Origin of the sequence: Kocuria salsicia, from assembly GCF_007681555.1 — a bacterium.
Lineage (GTDB): Bacteria > Actinomycetota > Actinomycetes > Actinomycetales > Micrococcaceae > Kocuria > Kocuria salsicia.
Genome location: NZ_VELE01000001.1, coordinates 172,281 through 192,345 on the forward strand (window position 1 = coordinate 172,281; position 20,065 = coordinate 192,345).

A 20,065-nucleotide genomic window follows, 5' to 3' on the forward strand; every position below is an offset into this window, starting at 1 on the left:
AGAGGTTCCCCGCCGCCACGCGGGGCCACGCTCAACTGGTGGTGCGGATCACCTTGTGCGGTGCCGCCTGGGCCACGGGCTTGAGGGTGAGGGTGTCGATGTCCACGTGGTGCGGCAGCTCCACCGCGAACGCGCAGACCTCAGCCACGTCCCGGCCCGTGAGCGGCTTCTCGACACCCTCGTAGACCTTGTCCGCACCCTCGGCGTCCCCGTCCAGGCGGCGCAGCGAGAACTCCGGGGTGTGCACCATCCCGGGCGCGATCTCGACCACGCGCACGTTGTGCTCCGCCTCCTCCAGCCGCAGCGCCTCGGTCATGGCGCGCTCCGCGTACTTCGCGGCGTTGTACCCGGAGCCGCCCTCGTAGGCGCGCATGGCGGCGAGCGAGGTCAGGTTCAGCACCGTGCCCTCCCCGTTGGCCCGCAGCGCGGGCAGGAACGCGCGGGTCACCCGCAGCGTGCCGAGCACGTTGACCTCGTACATCCACTGCCAGCGGTCCACGTCCGCGTCCGCCACGGAGTCCGTGCCGCGCGCCCCGCCCGAGATGTTGAGCAGGGCGTCCACCGTGCCGGCCTCGCCCAGCACACGGTCCCGCAGCGCGTCCACCTGCGCCTGGTCGGTGATGTCCGTGGGCACCGGTACCGCGCCGGTGCGCTCGGCCAGCTCCGCGAGCCGGTCCTCGCGGCGGGCCACGGCGTAGACGGTCCACCCGCTCGCGCGCAGCCGTTCCACGGTGGCCTCTCCGATTCCCGTGGAGGCCCCGGAGACCACGGCCACCTTGCCGTCGCCGAGCCGGGCGGGGGCGGGATACGTCGATTCCGTGCTGTTCGTCATGCCCCCGATTCTACCGACGACGCCGCCCGCACCCGGCCCCGTAGGACCGCAACCGTGCGCCGCGCACCGGCGCGGGCGGCGTCGTCGCCCCCTCTGGACGGGCCCGGGCCCCGGGCTCCCGTGAGAGACTGGGAGGCATGGCACAAGAGACGACGGGTACAGACACGCCCACGCACACCGAGAGCACAACCCCCGCCGCAGTGGCGGTCCCGGAGAAGCCAGCCCTGGAGGGCCTGGAGGACAAGTACGCCACGCAGTGGCGCGAGAACGGGACGTACGCGTTCCGCGAGCACACCGACCGTGCGTCCGTGTACTCGATCGACACCCCCCCGCCCACGGCCTCGGGCTCCCTGCACGTGGGGCACATGTTCTCCTACACGCAGACGGACGTCATTGCCCGCTACCAGCGCATGAGCGGCAAGAACGTGTTCTACCCCCTGGGCTGGGACGACAACGGCCTGCCCACCGAGCGCCGCGTGCAGAACTACTACGGGGTGCGCTGCGAGCCCGGCCGACCCTACGTCGAGGGCTACCGGCCCCCGGAGAAGCCCGCCAAGAACCAGCGCGACTGGGACGTCGTGTCCCGGCAGAACTTCATCGAGCTGTGCGAAGAGCTCGCCGTTGAGGACGAGAAGGTCTTCGAGCACCTCTTCTCCACCCTCGGGCTGTCCGTGGACTGGAACCGCACCTACCGCACGATCGACGCCCACTCCCGCAGGGTCTCCCAGCTCGCGTTCCTCAAGGATCTCGAGGCCGGCAACGCCTACATGGCCGAGGCCCCCACCATGTGGGACGTCACCTTCCGCACCGCGGTGGCCCAGGCCGAGCTCGAGGACCGCGAGCGCGAGGGCGCCTACCACCGGATCTCGTTCCACCAGCACGACGGCGGGAAGGTCTTCATCGAGACCACGCGCCCCGAGCTGCTGCCCGCGTGCGTGGCCCTGGTGGCCCACCCGGACGACGAACGCTACCAGCACCTCTTCGGCACCACGGTGCGCTCGCCGCTGTTCGACGTGGAGGTCGAGGTCCGAGCCCACCCGCTCGCGAAGCCGGACAAGGGCTCGGGCATCGCCATGATCTGCACCTTCGGCGACCTCACGGACGTCACCTGGTGGCGTGAGCTGAACCTGCCCACGCGCGCCCTGATCGGCCGTGACGGCCGCTTCACCGCCGAGCAGCCCGAGTGGATCGCGGACGGCGCCCCGGCCGAGCACTACGCGGAGGTGGCCGGCAAGACCGTGTTCTCCGCGCAGAAGGCCGTGGTGGAGATGCTCACCGCCTCCGGCGACCTCGAGGGCGAGCCGAAGAAGATCATGCACCCGGTGAACTTCTACGAGAAGGGCGACAAGCCCCTCGAGGTGGTCACCTCCCGCCAGTGGTACATCCGCAACGGCGGGCGGGACCCCGAGCGGCGCGAGGACCTGATCCAGCGCGGCCGCGAGATGGCCTGGCACCCCTCGTTCATGCGCTCCCGCTATGAGAACTGGATCGAGGGTCTGAACGGGGACTGGCTGATCTCCCGCCAGCGCTTCTTCGGCGTGCCCTTCCCCGTCTGGTACCCGCTGGACGCCTCCGGTGAGCCGGACTACGAGCACCCCGTGCTGCCGTCCCACGAGCAGCTGCCGGTGGATCCCGCGACGGACACCGCTCCCGGCTACACCGAGGAGCAGCGCGACCAGCCGGGCGGGTTCATGGCGGACCCTGACGTGCTGGACACCTGGGCCACCTCCTCCCTGACCCCGCAGATCGCCACAGGATGGGGCGTGGACGAGGAGCTGCACGCCAAGACGTTCCCCATGGACCTGCGCCCCCAGGGCCACGACATCATCCGCACCTGGCTGTTCTCCACCGTGGTGCGCGCGGAGACGCTGGCCGGGACCGTGCCGTGGACCAACACGGCGCTGTCCGGGTGGATCCTGGACCCGGACCGCAAGAAGATGTCCAAGTCCAAGGGCAACGTGGTGGTCCCCAACGACGTCCTCGAGAAGTACGGAGCGGACGCCGTTCGCTACTGGGCCGCCTCGGCCCGCCTGGGCGCGGACACCGCGTACGACGAGGGGCAGATGAAGATTGGGCGCCGCCTGGCCATCAAGCTGCTCAACGCCTCCAAGTTCGTGCTCGCGCAGGGTGTCACCGAGGCCTCCGTGCTGGGCTCGGGGACGGACGCCTCGGTGGTCGGCAACGACCTGGACCGTGCCCTGCTCGCGCAGCTGGCCGACGTCGTGGAGCGTTCGACCACCGCGTTCCGCGAGTACGAGTACGCCCGCGCGCTGCAGCTGATTGAGTCCTTCTTCTGGACGTTCACGGACGACTACGTGGAGCTCGTGAAGGACCGGGCGTACGGCTCCCGCGGTGCCGAGGCCCAGGCCTCGGTGCACGCCGCGCTGGCCACCACCCTGGACACGCTGCTGCGGCTGTTCGCACCGTTCATCCCGTTCGCCACCGAAGAGGTCTGGTCCTGGTGGCGCGCGGGCTCCGTGCACCGCGCCTCGTGGCCCGTCACGGACGGCTACGCGGGGCTCGCGCGCGACGGCGATCCCGAGGTCCTCACGGTGGTGGGCGAGGCCCTGTCCGGGCTGCGCAAGTCCAAGTCCGAGGCCAAGGTCAAGCAGCGCACCGCCGTGGAGTCAGCCACCATCTCCGCCCCGGCGGACGTCCTGGCCCGCCTGCGCGGCGGCCTGGACGACCTCGAGGCGGCCGGCAACGCCGCGGACGTCACCCTCACGGAGGCGGACGGCGAGCTGGCCGTGAGCGACGTCGTGCTGGAGCAGACCGAGCAGGCCTGATCCGCCGACGAGCGGAGTCCGTCTCGACGGACGACGCGTCGGAGAGCGCCCCGGTGACCTCGACAGGTCACCGGGGCGCTCTCAGCATGAACCACCGGCTCGTCCCCGCGCGGAGCGGGCCACCCTCCCACACCAGAAAGCTCGATCCCATGAAGAAGTCCCTCTCCCTCGCCGCCCTGGCCCTCCTCGCGCTCACCGGTTGCTCTGCCGGTCAGAACGGGACCGGCTCCTCGCAGGAGGCCTCCGACCACGGCACGTTCGAGGGCGTGACGAACTGGGAGGGCTCCGGAGACGACGGCGTGGCGTTTAGGGCCACAGCAGACGTGGCAGCCCCGGCCGGGGTCGAGGAAGCACGCACGCTCATGAAGAAGTCGGAGACGCCCCTGCACTTCCTCGCCGTGACAGTGGACAACATCCACGGCACACAACCGGTCAGTGCCAGCAGCGCCTCCTTCACCACTCCCGAGGGCGAGCTCGTCGAATACACGATGGTCGGCGACTACCTCAACGACTACGAGGCCGCCGAGAGCGAGAGCGGTGACGCCGAGAACCGGGTCATCGACGTGCACAACGCGTTCTCCAGCGACGAGTACGAGGTGGTCGCGGGACAGAAGAAGACGGTGGTGCTCGCCTCGGAGAACGACTACCCGCACGACGTCACGCACGCCACCGTCAACGGAACGACGTCGCTCGCGCCGTCCGAGACCTCTGCCGAGACCGACAAGGCCACGGGAGCCCCCGAGCCCAGCGAGGCCGTGGGCAGCAACGACAAACTGGCCGACCTCAACGGGACCACGTTGAAGGGCAATGACATCAACTTCCGGATCTTCAGCCCCAACGCGCAGAAGGACCTCAACGCCGCAATGCCTACGCAGCTGAAGGGTGCCTGGGGCGCGCTGTGCTCCGACGCCGCCACCGAGGAGCAGCTGAAGGAGACGGGAGCCACCGCGAACGGGCACCACTGGCGACCGTTCCAGTACGCGGTGTCGGAGAGTGGCGTGGGAGCCCTCAGCGGCAACGCCGACTACAAGGAGTACGAAGCCGCCTCTCTGGCAGGGATGTCCCACGGCGGGGTCTGCGCCGTGATCCAGTCACCCGACGAGTCCGCCGCCACGGAAACCCACTTGGCGACCGTCGGCCACTACCTGGGCAACTCGACGCTGGAGAGCACTGTCGAGGTGAAGTGATTCCCGCACCACGGGACGTGGAAGAACTGCCGGTGCTCAGCAGGGCCAAGCAGCGCCGCCGCAGTACGTGTTCCAGCCCCCGTGGGTGATGATGAACGGGTGACTCTGCCCTCAGCGCCTCCCCCGTCCGGCGACTGCCGGATCCTGCGACGGACCGGCCGCATCCTGCGCCGCGCGGTGCTGGCCGGCGTCGTCGGTCTCGTGCTGCTCACGGTTGCCAGCGTGGTGGGCAACGCCGTAACCACCCCGCCCGACACCCTCGAACCCGAGGCGGGCGCGTACGCGGACGTAAGCGGCGTGGCCGTCCACTACGAGCACTGGGCCGCGACCGGGAAGCACACCTCCGCCGACCCCGCGCCCGTGGTCCTGCTCCCCGGCTTCGCGGAGTCCACGGTCGCCTTCCGTGCCACCGCACCCCTGATCGCCGCGCAGGGCCGGGACGTCTACGCGTTCGACCTCCCCGGATTCGGCTACACCCGCGGCGCGGACACCGAGGACGTGCGGTTGCAGGCGGACCTCGTCGCGGGCTCGATCCGGGCGCTGGGAATTCCCCGGCCCGTCGTCGTTGGCCACTCCCTCGGCGCGGCCGTGGCCGGGGGAACCGCGCTGTGGCATCCGGAGGACGTGGGCGGTGTGATCTTCGCGGACGGCGACGCCCAGGACCTGAACTTCGGTGACGGCACCTGGCGGGCCCGCATCGCCCGCCTGCCGTACACCACGAGCGCGTACCGAATCTTTACCCGCTTCACGTGGCTCAACCGCGCGGCCTTGGCCGGCTCGTGCGGCTCCGCGTGCACGGCGTTCCACGGTGACGACGGCGCCCGCCTCGCCCAGCAGTGGATGCGCCCGCTCATGCAGGGGGACGTGGAGCACTCCCTGCTGGGCAGCGCCGGGCGCAGCGGCATCCTGCACCTGCAGGAGGACCAGACGCGCGCGGTCACCGTTCCCCGCGCCATCATCTGGGGTGCGGAGGACACCCGATCCGGGGGCTCGCTCCAGGACACCCGGGACCGGCTCGGACACCCGGAGGAGCGGATTGTCGACGGTGCCGCGCACGACGTCATGAACGCCCAGCCCCGGGCCTTTGCCGACGCCGTCGGGGCCCTCGCGGGCGGCATGGACCGGCACTGATCCCGCCTGGTTTCGACCGGAGGCGGTAACGGCACGCGTCTCCCCCCGGGCGCCCGAACGGCGGGACGGGTTCACCTGGAGCGGCTCGCGGGGCCGACCCGAGGACGACGCACCCCCGCCCCGGTGACCTTCTCAGGCCACCGGGGCGGGGTCTGCCACTCGCTGTGCGGGAGCGGACTCAGCTGAAGTCCGGGCCCTTCTCGCGCCCGCGCTTGAGCTCGTAGAAGCCGGGGTAGGACGCCAGCGCCAGGGCGCCGTCCCAGACCTTGCCGGCCTCCTCGCCCTTGGGCGCCGGGGTGAACACGGGACCGAAGAAGCCCACGCCGTTCACGGCGATGCACGGGGTGCCGATGTCCTGACCCGCCACGGCACGGGCCTCGTCCGTGGACGCCCGGATGGCGTCGTCGTACTCGGTGGAGTTCTTGGCCGCGGCGAGGTCTGCCGGCAGACCGACCTCTGCGAGGGACTCGGTGATGATCGCCTCGAGGTCCTGCATGCCACCGGGGTGACGACGGGAGCCCATGGCGTCGTAGAGCTTCTTGTAGTACTCGCCGCCGTGCTGCTCGGCCGCGGCCTGGATCACGCGCACGAGCCACATGGACTCGTCGTGGCCGTGGTGGTGGTTCTCGGGGTTGTCCTCGTTGAGGATGCCCAGGGAGATGATCTTCCAGTCCACGTCCACGTCCCGGATGCGCACGACCTCCTCCATCCAGCGGGAGGTCATCCACGCCCACGGGCACAGGGGGTCGAACCAGAAATCGACGTGCTGCTTCTCAGACATACTGAATCCTTTCGTGCGTTCTGCGCGGTCTCACGCGGACTTGTGACGTCGCCGCTCGGCCTCGATCATCTCGTGCGTGAAGATCTCGGGGTCCGCGATCTTCGCCACGGCGTCTTCGGTCACGAGCACAGCGGCGATGTCGTCGCGGCCCGGGAGGTCGAACATGACGGGCATGAGGATGTCCTCGAGGATCGCGCGCAGGCCGCGCGCTCCCGTGCCGCGCTCGATCGCCAACTCTGCAATGGCCTCCAGCGCCTGGGGGTCGAAGGTGAGCTCCACCCCGTCGAGCTGGAAGAGCTTGCGGTACTGCTTGACCAGGGCGTTGCGCGGCTCCGTGAGGATCCGCACCATGTCCGGCACCGAGAGCTTGGAGAGGGTGGTCACCACGGGCAGCCGCCCGATGAACTCCGGGATCAGTCCGAACTTCAGCAGGTCCTCCGGCTGCACCTGGCCCGTGAGGTCCACCTCGGAGGTGTCCTTGATGGGCGCCCCGAAGCCGATGCCCTTCTTTCCCGTGCGCTGCTGGACGATCTCCTCCAGCCCCGCGAACGCCCCGGCGACGATGAAGAGCACGTTGGTGGTGTCCAGGTGCAGGAACTCCTGCTGCGGGTGCTTGCGCCCACCCTGCGGAGGAACCGAGGCGACGGTGCCCTCGAGGATCTTCAGGAGCGCCTGCTGGACCCCTTCGCCCGATACGTCGCGCGTGATCGAGGGGTTCTCCGATTTACGCGAAATCTTGTCGATCTCGTCAATGTAAATAATCCCCTGCTCCGCCTTCTTGATATCGAAATCAGCGGCCTGGATGAGTTTGAGAAGAATGTTCTCAACGTCTTCACCGACGTAACCTGCTTCCGTGAGGCTCGTGGCGTCCGCCACGGCGAACGGCACGTCCAGCTTCTTGGCGAGCGACTGCGCTAGGTATGTCTTGCCGGAGCCCGTGGGGCCCACCAGGAGGATGTTGGACTTGGCGACCTCGATGGCCTCCTCGTCCCCCTCGGAACCGGCGATCGACAGCGTGTGCCCGGAGACACCGGCCCGGATGCGCTTGTAGTGGTTGTAGACGGCCACTGCCAGGGCGCGCTTGGCGGGCTCCTGCCCGATCACGTACTCCTGCAGGTGGTCGTAGATCTGCTGCGGGCGGGGAAGCTCCGCCTGGTCCGTCTCCGTGACCTCGGTGAGTTCTTCCTCGATGATCTCGTTGCACAGCTCGATGCACTCGTCACAGATGTACACGCGCGGGCCGGCGATGAGTTTGCGCACCTGCTTCTGGCTCTTGCCGCAGAAGGAGCACTTGAGCAGGTCGACGCTCTCTCCGATGCGCGCCATGTATCAGCCTCACACTTCGTCTCGACGGATGCTGGAACCACTCTAGGCGAGCCGTTCCGACCGCGCCCAATCCCCCACGGACGCATGACGGTCACGACGCCCCGTGACGGGTGCGCCTTGACCGTGCGGTGCGTCCTGGCCCTGGGCCTCTCAGGCCTGGGTGACCGTGGAGGGCTTGTTGATCTTGCGGGAGTCGAGCACCTGGTCGATGATCCCGTACTCCTGGGCCTCCCTGGCCGTGAGGATCTTGTCGCGCTCGATGTCGCGGTTGATCTCCTGCACGTCCTTGTTCGTGTGCAGCGCCATGGTCTCCTCGAGCCACGTGCGCATGCGCATGATCTCGTTGGCCTGGATCTCGATGTCCGAGGCCTGGCCGCCGCCCTGGCCCTCCATGGCAGGCTGGTGGATCAGCACGCGGGCGTTGGGCAGCGCGAGGCGCTTGCCCGGGGTGCCGCCGGCAAGCAGCACGGAGGCCGCGGACGCCGCCTGGCCCAGGCACACGGTCTGGATCTCCGGGCGGATGTACTGCATGGTGTCGTAGATGGCCGTCATGGCCGTGAACGAGCCGCCCGGAGAGTTGATGTACATGGTGATGTCCCGGTCCGGGTCCTGGGACTCGAGCACGAGCAGCTGCGCCATGATGTCGTCCGCGGAGGTGTCGTCCACCTGAACGCCCAGGAAGATGATGCGGTCTTCGAACAGCTTGGTGTACGGGTTCTGACGGCGGTAGCCGTACGGGGTGCGTTCCTCGAAGTCGGGGATCACGTAGCGGCTGCTGGGCAGCTGCGGTGCGGTGGCGTGTGGCAGGTTCATTGGTCCGTCCTGAAAAGTCTGTGGATGGTTCGTGGCAGCGCGGGAGCAGGCTACTGCGAGTCCTTCATGGTCCCGCCGCCGCCGGTCACGTTGCCGGCGGACTGCGCGATCTGGTCGAAGAAGCCGTACTCCAGGGCACGCGGGGCGTCGAACCAGTTGTCGCGGTCGTTGTCGCGCAGGATGGTCTCGAGGCTCTGGCCGGTCTGCTCGGCGGTGAGCTCCGCGAGGCGCTGCTTCATGGACAGGATCAGCTCCGCCTGCACGCGAATGTCCGACGCGGTGCCGCCCATGCCGCCCGAGGGCTGGTGCATGAGGATCCGGGCGTTGGGCGTGGCGTAGCGCTTGCCCTTCGTCCCGGAGGAGAGCAGGAACTGACCCATGGATGCGGCGAGGCCGGTGGCCACGGTGACGACGTCGTTCGGGATCAGCTGCATGGTGTCGTAGATGGCCATGCCCGCGGTCACCGAGCCGCCCGGGGAGTTGATGTAGAGGTAGATGTCCGCCTCCGGGTCCTCCGCCGAGAGCAGGAGCATCTGGGAGCAGATCAGGTTCGCGTTGGTGTCGCGCACCTCGGAGCCCAGCCAGATGATGCGCTCCTTGAGGAGCCGGTTGTAGACGTAGTCGTCCTGACCGCCCGGTGCCATGTCCTCCATGCGCGGAGTGGCCGGTGCGGCACCGTACGGCTGAATGGGAGTGGAGGTCATGAATGCCCTCTTTCTTCTGGACGGGTCCGAGCTGCCCGAACGGCACGCCCGGACCCACGATCACTTGCTGTCTCAGAAGCGTAGTAGCCGCCCCGCGGCCTGTGGCCCGGTGGTCCGGGCTGTTCGCTGGTGGCGCATGGTGGCACGCGGACAGCGAAACGCCACGGCCACCCCGCGTGCGTGCGGGGTGCCGTGGCGTCTCGTGGGCCGCCGCACCAGGTCTCCCTGGCACCACGGCGGGTGGGATCACTCGGCCTCGGTGGCCTCGGTGTTCTCAGCGTCGTCGGCGGTGCCCACGAAGGAGGACAGGTCCACGGTCTCGCCGTTGGAGTCCTTCACAGTGGCGGTCTCCAGAACCTTTCCCAGGGCCTTGCGGCGGCGAACCTCGCCCACCATCATCCCGGCCTGGCCGGAACCGTCGAGCATCTGCGCGAACTGGTTCGGGTCCATGCCGTACTGCTGGGACATGTTGATGATGTAGTCGATCAGCTCGGACTGCTCCACGCCGACCTCTTCGGCCTCGGCCACGGCGTCCAGGATGATCTCGTTGCGGAACGCGGTCTCGGCGTTCTTGCGGACCTCCGCGCGGTGCTCCTCGGTGTCGTGACCGGGCTCCGCGGAGGCCTGGGCCTGCTCGGAGTCGAAGTGCTGGGCGACCTGGTCCTCGACGACCTTCTCGGGCACGGGGACCTCGATGAGCTCCACGAGCTTGTCGAGGACCTTGTCGCGGGCCTCGATGCCCTGCTCGACCACGGCGGACTCGGCGGCCTGCTTCTTCAGGTCCTCCTTGAGCTCCTCGATGGTGTCGAACTCGGAGGCCAGCTGGGCGAACTCGTCGTCGGCCTCGGGCAACTCGCGCTCCTTGACGGCGGTGACCTTGACCTTCACGGTCGCCTGCTCGCCGGAGTGCTCGCCACCGGCCAGGGTGGTCTCGAAGGTGGCGTCCTCGCCGGCCGAGAGACCCGTGACGGCCTCGTCCATGCCCTCGAGCATGGTGCCGGAGCCCACCTCGTAGGAGAGGTCGTTCGCGGCGTCGACCTCGTCGCCATCCACGAGCGCCTGCAGGTCGAGGGTCACGTGGTCACCCTCGGCGGCGGGGCGGTCCACGGACTTCAGGGTGCCGAAACGGGCACGCAGCTCGTCGAGAGCCTTCTGCTCGTCCTCGGCGGTGGCCTCACGCGCCTCGACCTCGATCTCGAGGCCCTTGTAGTCGGGCAGCTCGATGTCGGGGCGGATGGCCACGGAGATCTCGACCTTGGTGTCGGCCTCGCGATCGTCCTGCTCCGGCTTGGAGAGGACCTCGACCTGCGGCTGCGACAGCGGGGTGAGCTCGTTCTCGGCCAGCGCCTGCTGGTAGAAGGAGTTGAGGCCCTCGTTCAGGGCGTTCTCCACGACGAAGTCGAAGCCCACGCGCTGGTCGATGAGCTTGGAGGGCACCTTGCCCTTGCGGAAACCGGGGATCTGGATCTGGTTGCCCAGCTCCTTGTAGGTCTCCTGGAGGAAAGGCTTCAGATCCTCGTAGGCGATCTCCATGGTGATCTTCGCCTCGGTGGGATTGAGTTTTTCGACGGCGCTCTTCACTTCCGCTGTACTCCTGGGGTCGTAGGGTGACTGCCTGCAACGGACCGGGGTCGGTCCGGTGGGTCCACGGGCTGCACGGCACGGGCCGTTGCGCCCAGACGTCGGGGTGACAGGACTCGAACCTGCGATCTCCTGCTCCCAAAGCAGGCGCGCTAGCCACTGCGCTACACCCCGTGGCCGCGTGCGGGGCACGCGAATTCCTCCCGCGCGCACCACTGCTGGAGGCGCGCGGACCGGGCGTCGGCGCGCCCGTGGGCGGCCGACAACACGACAGTCTATCGTGCCGAACGCCCGAGCCCGTAAATCCGGCCCCCGGACCGGGCGCCGCGGGTGGCACGGCCCACGGTGCTCGTGTACTGTCTTCAACGTTCCCGGGGGCGTAGCTCAATGGTAGAGCCCCAGTCTTCCAAACTGGCTACGCGGGTTCGATTCCCGTCGCCCCCTCGTCATTGCGAATGAAACCCCCGCAGCCACCGGTTGCGGGGTTTTTCGCGTGTCGGCCAAGAACGCGTCACCACCGGGACGAGAGCACGCCGACGACGCCGCCCTGCTGGCTTCTGCCGACCTCAGGCCTGGCACACGGGGCACCAGTACAGGCCCCGGCCGTTGAGGTCCCGCTTGAGCACGGTCGCCCCGCAGTGCAGGCAGTCCTGGCCGTGGCGGTGGTAGACGTAGTTTGCGTGCTCGGGCCACGCCTCGGACTCGGGCACACCCGGGCGGTCCGCGAGGTCCGTGGTGATGATCCGCCCCACCCGCGCGCCCACGGCCATGAGCGCCACGTTCTCCTCCCACAGCCCCAGCAGCTCATCGCGCGTCAGGGAGCTGCCGGGTCGCAGGGGATCCACCCCGCGGCGGAAGAGAGACTCGGCGCGGAAGATGTTGCCGATCCCGGAGACCACGTTCTGCTCCATGAGCAGCACGCCAACTGCCCGCCTGCTGCGACCGGCAGCCGCGAGGAACGGCTCGGGGTCCGCCTGAGGATCCAGCGGATCGGGTCCGAGCTTCGCCTCGGCGGCCCGGGCCTCCTCCGGCGTCTCCACTGTGCACAGCGCGGGACCGCGCAGGTCCGCCCAGCCGTGCTCTCCCACGAGCCGGGCCCGCACGGCACCCACCGGGGCCTCGGGAACGACCCGTCCGGCGTCGTCGTAGGTCACGGCGTCCGCCTCCGCGCTGCCGGTCTCCCGCTCCCCCACGCGGCGCGGCGCGCCGATCGACGACGCCGCCGCGAACGTCTCGTCCCCCGCGAAGCTCCACGCCCCGTAGATCCCGAGGTGCGAGCGCAGCACGAGCACGTCCGACGGCTCCTCCGGCGCGGTGAAGTCCAGGTACAAGTGCTTGCCGTGGGCGCGGGCGCTCGTGAGCACGCGGCCGTCGACCAGCGCGGCACCGGCGGCGAAACGCCCCTGCGGGCTGCTCACGCCCAGCTGCTGGCCTTCGAAGAGGTCCCCGAGCTGGCGGGCGAGCCGGTGGATCGAGTGTCCCTCGGGCACGCGGGAGCCCTCAGCCGCGGGTGAACGGGCGGGGCGTGATCGCGGACAGCCTGCCTGCGATGTCCCCGGTGCGCTCGTACTCGGCGAGCTGCTCGATCCTGCGCACGTGGCGCTCTTCGTCCGAGAACGGCTCCTCCAAAAACGCGACGACGAGCTGCAGCGCCTCCTCCTTCTCATGCTGGCGACCGCCCAGGGAGACCACCTGCGCGTTGTTGTGCTCCCGGGCCAGACGTGCGGTGTCCAGGTTCCAGGCCAGGGCGGCGCGGATCCCGGCCACCTTGTTGGCGGCCATCTGCTCGCCGTTGCCGGAGCCGCCGAGCACGATGCCCAGGGAGTCGAGACCGTTCTCGCGGTCCTCGCGCACACCGAGTGCCGCGCTGATGCAGAACGCCGGGTAGTCGTCTGCGGCGTCGTACTCCTCGGGGCCGTGGTCGATCAGCTCGTAGCCCCGCTCCGTGAGCTGCTCCATGAGGTAGTGGGACAGCTCGAGGCCGGCGTGGTCGGTGGCGATGTGCACGCGCATGGGTCTTCTGCAACTCCTAGGTGGTTTCCCGCAGACGTCCCCCGCCGCGCCGGACGGGACGCGGACCGGGAAACAGGACGTGCCCAGCCTATCGCCGCGGCCGGACCCTGCGCCGTCGCCCCTCGGCCGCGGCGCCACCGGGCCACCGGGCTGCACGACCGCCGTGGGCCTCGGGTCTTGCGACGACTGTCATAATGGCCCAATGCCCCGCGTGGGCATGGAAGTGTCGTCGAGGAGAGGAACGCCGTCGTGCCCGGAACCAATCTGACCCGAGCGGAGGCCGCCCAACGCGCGCGGACCATCTCGGTGGAGTCCTACCGCGTGGCCCTGGACCTCACCCGGGGGGCGGAGACCTTCCCGGCGCGCACCACCGTGGTGTTCACGGCCGAGCCCGGGTCCGAGACGTTCATCGACGCGGTCACGGCCTCCGTGGAGTCGGTGACCCTCAACGGCGAGTCCCTGGGCCCCGCGGAGGTCAGCGACGGCGAGCGCATCCAGCTCCCCGGCCTCGCGGAGCACAACGAACTGGTGGTCGAGTCCACCATGTTCTACATGAACACCGGCGAGGGCCTGCACCGCTTCGTGGACCCCGCGGACGGCGAGGTCTACCTCTACTCGCAGTTCGAGGTCGCGGACACGCGGCGCATGTTCCCCGTGTTCGAGCAGCCGGACCTCAAGGCCGCGTTCGAGTTCTCCGTGACCGCACCGGAGACCTGGCAGGTGGTCTCCAACCAGCCCACCCCCGAGCCCGTGGCCGTCTCCGGCGGGGTGGCCCGCTGGGACTTCTCCCCCACGCCGGTGATGTCCTGCTACGTGACCGCGCTGATCGCCGGACCGTACCTGAAGACCACCGACAGCCTGGTCTCTGCGGACGGCCGCACCGTGGACCTCGGCCTGTTCGCCCGCCGCTCCCTGTTCGAGCACATGGACGCGGACGAGATGTTCGAGATCACCAAGCAGGGCTTCGAGTTCTACGAGTCGCAGTTCGGCGTGCCCTACCCGTTCGAGAAGTACGACCAGCTCTTCGTGCCCCAGTTCAACGCCGGCGCCATGGAGAACGCGGGCGCCGTGACCTTTGTGGAGTCCTACATCTTCCGCTCCAAGCCGGCCCAGGCCCTCGTGGAGCGCCGCGCGATCACCGTTCTGCACGAGCTGGCCCACATGTGGTTCGGGGACCTCGTGACGATGCGCTGGTGGAACGACCTGTGGCTCAACGAGTCCTTCGCGGAGTACATGTCCACCCTCGCGTGCGCGCAGAACACCAGGTACACGAACGCGTGGACCACGTTCGCCGCCGGTGAGAAGTCCTGGGGCTATGCGCAGGACCAGCTGCCCACCACGCACCCCATCAAGGCAGAGATCCCGGACCTCGAGGCCGTCCTGGTGAACTTCGACGGGATCACCTACGCCAAGGGCGCGTCCGTGCTCAAGCAGCTCGTCGCGTGGGTGGGCCAGAAGGAGTTCATGGCGGGGCTCAACCGCTACTTCGGCAAGCACGCGTGGTCCAACACCGAGCTCTCCGACCTCATGGTGGAGCTGGAGGCGGCGAGCGGTCGCGACCTCAAGCGGTGGTCCGAGCGCTGGCTCGAGACCGCCGGGGTGAACACCCTGATCCCCCGAATGACCGCGGACGCGGACGGGGTCATCACGTCCTTCGCGATCGAGCAGATCGGCCAGGAGGGCCACCCCACGCTGCGCCCGCACCGCGTGGCTGTGGGCTTCTACGACCACCGCGAGGACACCGGCCGGCTGAGCCGCACACTGCGCGTGGAACTGGACGTGGACGGCGAGCTCACGCAGGTCCCCGACCTCGTGGGCCGAGAGCGCCCGGACCTCGTGCTTCTCAACGACGACGATCTCGCCTACGCCAAGATCCGCCTGGACGAGTGCTCCCTGGCCACCGCGATGAACCACCTGGGCGACTTCGACGAGTCCCTGCCGCGCTCCCTCGTGTGGGCCGCGGCCTGGGACTCCGTGCACGACGGCGTGAGCCCCGCGAGCGACTACGTGCGCCTGGTGCTCGCCAACGTGGGCCACGAGACGGACTCCACGACCGTGCAGGTGCAGCTGCGCCAGCTGGACACCGCCCTGGACCACTACCTCGCCCCCGAGCACGCGCAGCAGGTCCGGGAGGACGCCGCGGAGAGCCTGTGGCGCCTGGTCGAGGAGTCCGAGGCGGGTTCCGACCACCAGTGGCAGTTCTTCCGCGCGTTCCTGCGCCGGGCGTGCACGGACGCCCAGATCGAGCGTGTGGCGGGCTTCTCCCGCGGCGAGGGCGTCCCCGAGGGCCTGGAGCTGGACACCGACACCCGCTGGGCCGTGCTGATCGCCCTCGTGGCGGCCGGCCGCAAGGGCGCCGACGACATTGCGGCGGCCCTGCGCGAGGACAACACCGAGACGGGTGCCATCGCGGCTGCGACCGCGTCCGCAGCGATCCCCACGCCGGAGGCCAAGGCGAACACCTGGCGCCTCGTGGTGGAGCAGGGCGCCCTGCCCAACTCCCAGCAGCAGGCGGCGATCGCGGGCTTCTTCCGCGGGCACGACGACGCCCTGGTGGCCCCCTACGCGGACCGGTACTTCCAGGAGGTCACCGGGGTGTGGCGCGAACGCACGCACGAGATCGCCCAGCAGATCGCGGTGGGGCTGTTCCCCCGCGCCTACTCCCAGGAGGTCGTGGACGGGGCCCAGCGCTTCCTGGACGCCCTCGACCCCGAGCTGAGCGGGCTGCGGCGGATAGTGCTCGAACGCCAGGACTCGGCACGCCGCGCGGTCCGCGCGCAGCGGATCGACGCCGCGGCCCTGAGCGAGTCCTCCTCCGATGGTGAGGGAGCCGCCCGGTGAGCGACGCCGCCAATCCGGAACACCTGTCCGCCGAGGCCGCTGCCCCCGCTGGGCGCCGCACGTTCACCCTCGGGGCCGTGGGCTCCCGCTCGGCGGGCGGGTCCGTGGCGCAGCCCCCGCAGCAGGTGGGGGACGCGCGGGAGGCCGCCGAGGCGGCGTCGTCGGACTCGTTCTACGCGCAGGTGGGCGGGCACGAGACGTTCGTGAAGCTCACGCACGAGTTCTACGCGCGCGTGGCAGAGGACCCGGACTTCAAGGCGCTGTACCCGGAGGAGGACCTGGGTCCGGCTGAGGAGCGGCTGCGGTTGTTCCTGGAGCAGTACTGGGGCGGACCCACCACGTACTCCGAGCAGCGCGGGCACCCCCGGCTGCGGATGCGCCACGCGCCGTTCCCCGTGGACACCTGGGCGCGCGAGACGTGGCTGGCGCACATGCGCGCGGCCATGGACGCCGTGCAGCTCTCCCCGCTGCACGACGGCATCATGTGGGACTACTTCGAGCGGGCCGCCCACGCGATGGTGAACCGGCCGGGCTGAGCCCCGTAGATGCGGGCGCGGCTCCCGGCGGTGCGGGTGGTTCCGACGGCCGCAACACCGCTGGAGCTCCCGGTTCTGCCGACGGCGCACGGGTGAGCCCCGCGCCGTCGGACGCGGTGGTGGGGCCGAGCCGCATCAGCGCGGCAGCTTGACCAGCACGTGGCCCGCGGCGGTGCTCAGGCGCAGCCACTGCCCGGTCTGCTCCGCGGCCACGTGGACGTCTGAGTCCGGGGACGGGATGAAGCCGAGGACGTCCAGGGCGAACGCGGCGCCGTCCGGGATCTCCGGGCCGTCGAGTGGACCCCACCCGGAGGAGGCACCCCACACCCGCGAGCGGACCTTCTGCACGATCGCGGCACCCGAGTCCGCGGGGACGGCGTCCGAGACGGCCTGCACGCCACGGCGGGCAACGTCCCGCACGTGGTGCGCGGCCACCGTACCCAGTGCGCTCCAACCCGTGCGCGGTGCGACGATCCCGGCCCACGGCGCGTTGACCTGCTGCGGTGGGGCACTGAGCCACACGGCGTCGTCGCCCGCGGGAACCGCCTGCGTGCTCACGCGCGCAAGGCGGTCGGTGATGGCCGAGGCAGCAACCGTGGTGTCCAGGCCCGAGGACTCCGCGAGGGCCATGGTGCGCAGCCCGAGGACCACCGGGGCGGTGTCGAGCAGGCCCGCGGGGTGGATCACGGAGACCCACACGGCGAGCACGCGGTCCATGCCCTGCAGCCGCACGGCGGCCTGGGGATCCACGGAACGGGCCCGGCTCACGTACGTGGCGAGGTCCGCGGCGTCGCGCTGGTCCAGCAGCGCGAAGCCCTCGGCGGGGTTCTCGTGGGGGGTGCTCATCGTGCGTGGTCGAGTTCGACGTCGTCCTCGAGCGAGGCGAGCAGCGCTTTGTGGTCCTCCGAGAGCTTGACGCTCTTGCCCGTCTCCGGGTCCATGACCACGATCACGGACTCGCCCTGTGCGTAGACGTGCGAACCGTCCTCCTCCTGCAGGCTGTAGGAGATGGTGAAGGACGAGCCGCCGATGCGGGAGATCCACGTGCGCACGCACACAGGATCCATGCGGAAGAACAGCTGCTCCTTGTAGTCCACGCTCTGATGGGCGACGACGGTGCGCAGCTCCCCCACGGCCCCCCGGAACGTGGTGTCCTCGGGGATGCCGTGGTCCGGGTCCTTGCCGATGGGCGAGGCGGTCAGTCGCACGCGGGCGTCCTCGAAGTAGCGCAGCATGGTCACGTTGTTGATGTGGCCGTACTGGTCCTGGTCGAAGAAGCGCATCTGGATGGGGATGTTGAGCGAGGTCATGGTTCTATCAGACCACATTCGTCAGCCGGTTTAGAGTGGGGCCATGACTGTCGATCCCACCCAGGAACCCGTGGCCGCGCTGATCCGGATGCTCGACCTCGCAGACGGCGGTGGCGCCCGGACCACGGAGGACATCTTCGTGGGCCACACGATCACCACCCCCCGGGCACGGGTGTACGGCGGGCAGGTGCTCGCCCAGGCCGCGATGGCCGCCATGCGCACCGTGGACCCGGGCCGGGCCGTCCACTCCCTGCACGCGTACTTCCTGCGGGGCGGGGACATCGAGGTGCCCATCACCTTCGGGGTGGAGCGGGTGCGGGACGGCCGCTCCTTCTCCGCCCGCCGGATCCACGCCTACCAGGAGGGCAAGACCATCCTCTCGGTGATCGCGTCCTTCCAGGAGCCCGCCGAGGGCCTGGAGCACCAGGACGAGATGCCCGAGGGCGTCCCGGACCCGGAGTCGCTGCCGGCCCTGCGTGAGACCCTCGGGGCGCTGGACATCCCTGAGGCCCGCGCCCAGGCCTTCGAGCGCCCCTTCGACATGCGCTACATCACGCAGCCGCTCTTCCTCCCGTGGCAGGGTGCCCAGGACTCGTACAACGCCGTGTGGATCAAGGCGCTCTCCCCCCTGCCGGACGATCCCGCGATCCACCGCGCGGCGCTGGCCTACGTGTCCGACTACACGATGATGGAACCCATCCTGCGCCGCCACGGCCGGTCCTGGGGAGACCGGGGCATGAACGTCGCCTCCCTGGACCACGCCATGTGGTGGCACCGCTTCGCACGGGCCGACGAGTGGATCCTCTACACGCAGACCTCCCCCAGCGCGTCGTCGGCGCGAGGGCTGTCCATCGGCAAGATGTTCACGCGCAACGGCACCATGATCGCCACCACGGTGCAGGAGGGCATGATGCGCCTTCCCGAGTTCCGCTGACGGGGCACTGTCCCCAGGACGCTGTTACTGCTTGGAACGGCCCAGCGCCGCCGCCGTCAGCACGAATCCGCCCGTGAGGGCCCAGCGCCCCCGCACTGTCATCATCTGTTCACCTCCGACGCTCAGCGGGCGCGGCAGCGCCACGGCGAACGTGCCGTCCGGGTGCACCACGGTGTCCACCTCCTCGAAGCCGAGCCACTCGTGGCGCAACGGGTACCAGAGCTTGTAGACGGCCTCCTTGAGGCTGAAGACCACGCGCGTCCACGCCACGTCCGGGGCCGTGCGGTGAAGCTCCACCAGCCGATGCCGCTCGGGCCGTGTCAGCGTGAGGTCCACGACGTCCTCGGGCAGCGGGAGGTGGGGTTCGGCGTCGATCCCCAGGCCGGCGACGTCGCCCGCCCGGGCCACCGCGGCCGCCCGCAGCCCCTCGCAGTGGGTGATGCTGCCCACCACACCGGCCGGCCACAGGGGCTCGCCGCGCCCGCCCCGTCCGATCGTCGCGGTGGGCACGCCCAGCAGATCCAGTGCCTGGTGCGCGCACGACCGCCCCGTGGCGAACTCCGCGATCCGCGACGGCACGGCCCGGGCGAGCGACTCCCCCTCGCCGGGGCGCAGGTCCCCCGCGACGTCCTCGGTGGCCGCCACCACCACCGCGCCGTCGGGCAGCAGAGCCGCGAGCGCCCGGGCCACCGCAGACTGCCCGGACGGGACGGGCACGCCACCCCCGGAGGCACTGTCGGTGCCAGTGGTCGTGGCTGCCGTGGGTCTCATAGGGCACCTCCGGGGTGGTCTGCGGGGCCCGGGCTGCTCCCGGGTGGTGACGTGGCCGGTTCCCACCATGCCAGGACCGGGGCACGCCCCACCACGAGAGCACGGAACGGCCAGGTCCTGGCCTGAACGTGCCGGGCCCCGGGGAGGAGTCAGCATGCCCCGGTATCGTCCGTGTGCGAGGCGGCCCACAGCTCGGCGCAGCGACCGCCGCGGCACGGTAGCGGGAGACCGCCTCGGGGCCCGCTCCCAGCCCCGTGATGACCCGCAGACCGGTGAGGTGGTCCACGGCGGCGTCGGCCGTGGCACCCGCGGTCTCCTGGGCCCGGTGCTGGCGCGCGGCGAGCGGGGCGGTCAGGCGGTCCGTGACGAACGCCGTGACGGCCGCACCGGCCACGGTCATCAGGTCACCGGGGGCGCGACGGCGCCCGCCCAGGCCCTCGGGTCGGGTGAGGGTGTCCGTCACGCGCATGCGCAGCTCGTGCTCCACGTAGCTCGTGGCGGCGTGACCCATGCGGGCCC

General features: G+C 70.1%; 17 protein-coding genes and 2 tRNA genes. 7 read left to right on the forward strand and 12 right to left on the reverse strand.

Translation table 11 applies throughout. The features are described 5' to 3' along the window. Positions 1-31: 31 nt before the first annotated feature. Positions 32-832, reverse strand: a complete 801-nt coding sequence (locus FS770_RS00770; RefSeq protein WP_145009280.1) for an SDR family oxidoreductase — start codon at positions 830-832, stop codon at positions 32-34. A 137-nt stretch (positions 833-969) separates the two neighbouring features. Here FS770_RS00770 and valS point away from each other — a divergent pair, with 137 nt between their 5' ends. The 3 genes from valS (at position 970) to FS770_RS00785 (ending at position 5,936) form a co-directional block, all read left to right on the forward strand. Then, complete coding sequence (valS, locus tag FS770_RS00775; protein WP_145009283.1) at positions 970-3,618, forward strand: valine--tRNA ligase; 2,649 nt, start codon at positions 970-972, stop codon at positions 3,616-3,618. Between the two features lie 149 nt (positions 3,619-3,767). Beyond that, positions 3,768-4,805, forward strand: a complete 1,038-nt coding sequence (locus FS770_RS00780; RefSeq protein WP_145009286.1) for a hypothetical protein — start codon at positions 3,768-3,770, stop codon at positions 4,803-4,805. A gap of 99 nt (positions 4,806-4,904) precedes the next feature. Beyond that, positions 4,905-5,936 carry an alpha/beta fold hydrolase gene (locus FS770_RS00785; RefSeq protein ID WP_186366655.1) on the forward strand — a complete coding sequence of 344 codons (1,032 nt, stop codon included), beginning with the start codon at positions 4,905-4,907 and terminating at the stop codon, positions 5,934-5,936. 178 nt (positions 5,937-6,114) lie between these two features. On the opposite strand, the gene FS770_RS00790 is transcribed toward FS770_RS00785, so the two are convergent. From FS770_RS00790 to FS770_RS00815, 6 genes are all read right to left on the reverse strand, one after another. After that, on the reverse strand, positions 6,115-6,717 hold the full coding sequence (locus FS770_RS00790; protein WP_144942579.1) for a mycothiol-dependent nitroreductase Rv2466c family protein: 603 nt from the start codon (positions 6,715-6,717) through the stop codon (positions 6,115-6,117). A gap of 30 nt (positions 6,718-6,747) precedes the next feature. Beyond that, positions 6,748-8,043 (reverse strand): ATP-dependent Clp protease ATP-binding subunit ClpX, encoded by a 1,296-nt coding sequence (gene clpX / locus FS770_RS00795; protein ID WP_144942578.1) that lies wholly within the window; start codon positions 8,041-8,043, stop codon positions 6,748-6,750. A 150-nt stretch (positions 8,044-8,193) separates the two neighbouring features. Further along, on the reverse strand, positions 8,194-8,856 hold the full coding sequence (locus FS770_RS00800; RefSeq protein WP_144942577.1) for an ATP-dependent Clp protease proteolytic subunit: 663 nt from the start codon (positions 8,854-8,856) through the stop codon (positions 8,194-8,196). A gap of 50 nt (positions 8,857-8,906) precedes the next feature. Further along, entirely contained in the window at positions 8,907-9,509 is a 603-nt protein-coding gene (locus FS770_RS00805; RefSeq protein WP_186366686.1) for an ATP-dependent Clp protease proteolytic subunit, read from the reverse strand. Positions 9,510-9,806: 297 nt separating this feature from the next. Further along, positions 9,807-11,141, reverse strand: coding sequence for a trigger factor (gene tig, locus FS770_RS00810; RefSeq protein ID WP_186366656.1), 1,335 nt, complete (start codon positions 11,139-11,141; stop codon positions 9,807-9,809). A gap of 101 nt (positions 11,142-11,242) precedes the next feature. Beyond that, positions 11,243-11,315: transfer RNA gene (locus FS770_RS00815), tRNA-Pro, on the reverse strand. A gap of 199 nt (positions 11,316-11,514) precedes the next feature. Here FS770_RS00815 and FS770_RS00820 point away from each other — a divergent pair. Then, positions 11,515-11,585, forward strand: a tRNA-Gly gene (locus FS770_RS00820). Positions 11,586-11,707: 122 nt separating this feature from the next. On the opposite strand, the gene FS770_RS00825 is transcribed toward FS770_RS00820, so the two are convergent. Further along, complete coding sequence (locus tag FS770_RS00825; RefSeq protein ID WP_144942575.1) at positions 11,708-12,631, reverse strand: Fpg/Nei family DNA glycosylase; 924 nt, start codon at positions 12,629-12,631, stop codon at positions 11,708-11,710. Positions 12,632-12,641: 10 nt separating this feature from the next. Beyond that, a complete protein-coding gene (locus FS770_RS00830; protein ID WP_144942574.1) occupies positions 12,642-13,154 on the reverse strand; it encodes a ribose-5-phosphate isomerase in 513 nt (170 codons plus the stop codon). Between the two features lie 249 nt (positions 13,155-13,403). On the opposite strand from FS770_RS00830, the gene pepN reads away from it, so the two are divergent. Together pepN and FS770_RS00840 are read left to right on the forward strand one after the other, a co-directional pair. Next, positions 13,404-15,995, forward strand: a complete 2,592-nt coding sequence (gene pepN, locus FS770_RS00835) for an aminopeptidase N (protein WP_144942573.1) — start codon at positions 13,404-13,406, stop codon at positions 15,993-15,995. 125 nt (positions 15,996-16,120) lie between these two features. Beyond that, positions 16,121-16,531 (forward strand): globin, encoded by a 411-nt coding sequence (locus tag FS770_RS00840; protein ID WP_144942695.1) that lies wholly within the window; start codon positions 16,121-16,123, stop codon positions 16,529-16,531. Between the two features lie 135 nt (positions 16,532-16,666). Here FS770_RS00840 and FS770_RS00845 read toward each other — a convergent pair whose 3' ends face one another. Together FS770_RS00845 and FS770_RS00850 are read right to left on the reverse strand one after the other, a co-directional pair. After that, entirely contained in the window at positions 16,667-17,377 is a 711-nt protein-coding gene (locus tag FS770_RS00845; protein WP_144942572.1) for a DUF8185 domain-containing protein, read from the reverse strand. Next, positions 17,374-17,841: an acyl-CoA thioesterase gene (locus FS770_RS00850; protein ID WP_144942571.1), complete on the reverse strand. Its 468-nt coding sequence runs from the start codon at positions 17,839-17,841 to the stop codon at positions 17,374-17,376. Before FS770_RS00850 ends, FS770_RS00845 begins: the two co-directional genes overlap by 4 nt. Before the next feature lie 43 nt (positions 17,842-17,884). Between FS770_RS00850 and FS770_RS00855 the strand changes: the two genes are divergently transcribed. Then, a complete protein-coding gene (locus tag FS770_RS00855) occupies positions 17,885-18,775 on the forward strand; it encodes an acyl-CoA thioesterase (RefSeq protein WP_144942570.1) in 891 nt (296 codons plus the stop codon). Between the two features lie 24 nt (positions 18,776-18,799). Here FS770_RS00855 and FS770_RS00860 read toward each other — a convergent pair whose 3' ends face one another. Next, positions 18,800-19,546, reverse strand: a complete 747-nt coding sequence (locus FS770_RS00860) for a 4'-phosphopantetheinyl transferase family protein (RefSeq protein ID WP_144942569.1) — start codon at positions 19,544-19,546, stop codon at positions 18,800-18,802. Between the last annotated feature and the right edge of the window lie 519 nt (positions 19,547-20,065).

Bases quoted from the DNA above. Each gene is read 5' to 3' on its own strand.
- FS770_RS00770 (WP_145009280.1), bottom strand. From the start codon at position 832: ATGACGAACAGCACGGAATCGACGTATCCCGCCCCCGCCCGGCTCGGC.
- valS (WP_145009283.1), top strand. From the start codon at position 970: ATGGCACAAGAGACGACGGGTACAGACACGCCCACGCACACCGAGAGC.
- FS770_RS00780 (WP_145009286.1), top strand. From the start codon at position 3,768: ATGAAGAAGTCCCTCTCCCTCGCCGCCCTGGCCCTCCTCGCGCTCACC.
- FS770_RS00790 (WP_144942579.1), bottom strand. From the start codon at position 6,717: ATGTCTGAGAAGCAGCACGTCGATTTCTGGTTCGACCCCCTGTGCCCG.
- clpX (WP_144942578.1), bottom strand. From the start codon at position 8,043: ATGGCGCGCATCGGAGAGAGCGTCGACCTGCTCAAGTGCTCCTTCTGC.
- FS770_RS00800 (WP_144942577.1), bottom strand. From the start codon at position 8,856: ATGAACCTGCCACACGCCACCGCACCGCAGCTGCCCAGCAGCCGCTAC.
- FS770_RS00805 (WP_186366686.1), bottom strand. From the start codon at position 9,509: ATGGAGGACATGGCACCGGGCGGTCAGGACGACTACGTCTACAACCGG.
- FS770_RS00830 (WP_144942574.1), bottom strand. From the start codon at position 13,154: ATGCGCGTGCACATCGCCACCGACCACGCCGGCCTCGAGCTGTCCCAC.
- FS770_RS00845 (WP_144942572.1), bottom strand. From the start codon at position 17,377: ATGAGCACCCCCCACGAGAACCCCGCCGAGGGCTTCGCGCTGCTGGAC.
- FS770_RS00850 (WP_144942571.1), bottom strand. From the start codon at position 17,841: ATGACCTCGCTCAACATCCCCATCCAGATGCGCTTCTTCGACCAGGAC.
- FS770_RS00855 (WP_144942570.1), top strand. From the start codon at position 17,885: ATGACTGTCGATCCCACCCAGGAACCCGTGGCCGCGCTGATCCGGATG.
- FS770_RS00860 (WP_144942569.1), bottom strand. From the start codon at position 19,546: ATGAGACCCACGGCAGCCACGACCACTGGCACCGACAGTGCCTCCGGG.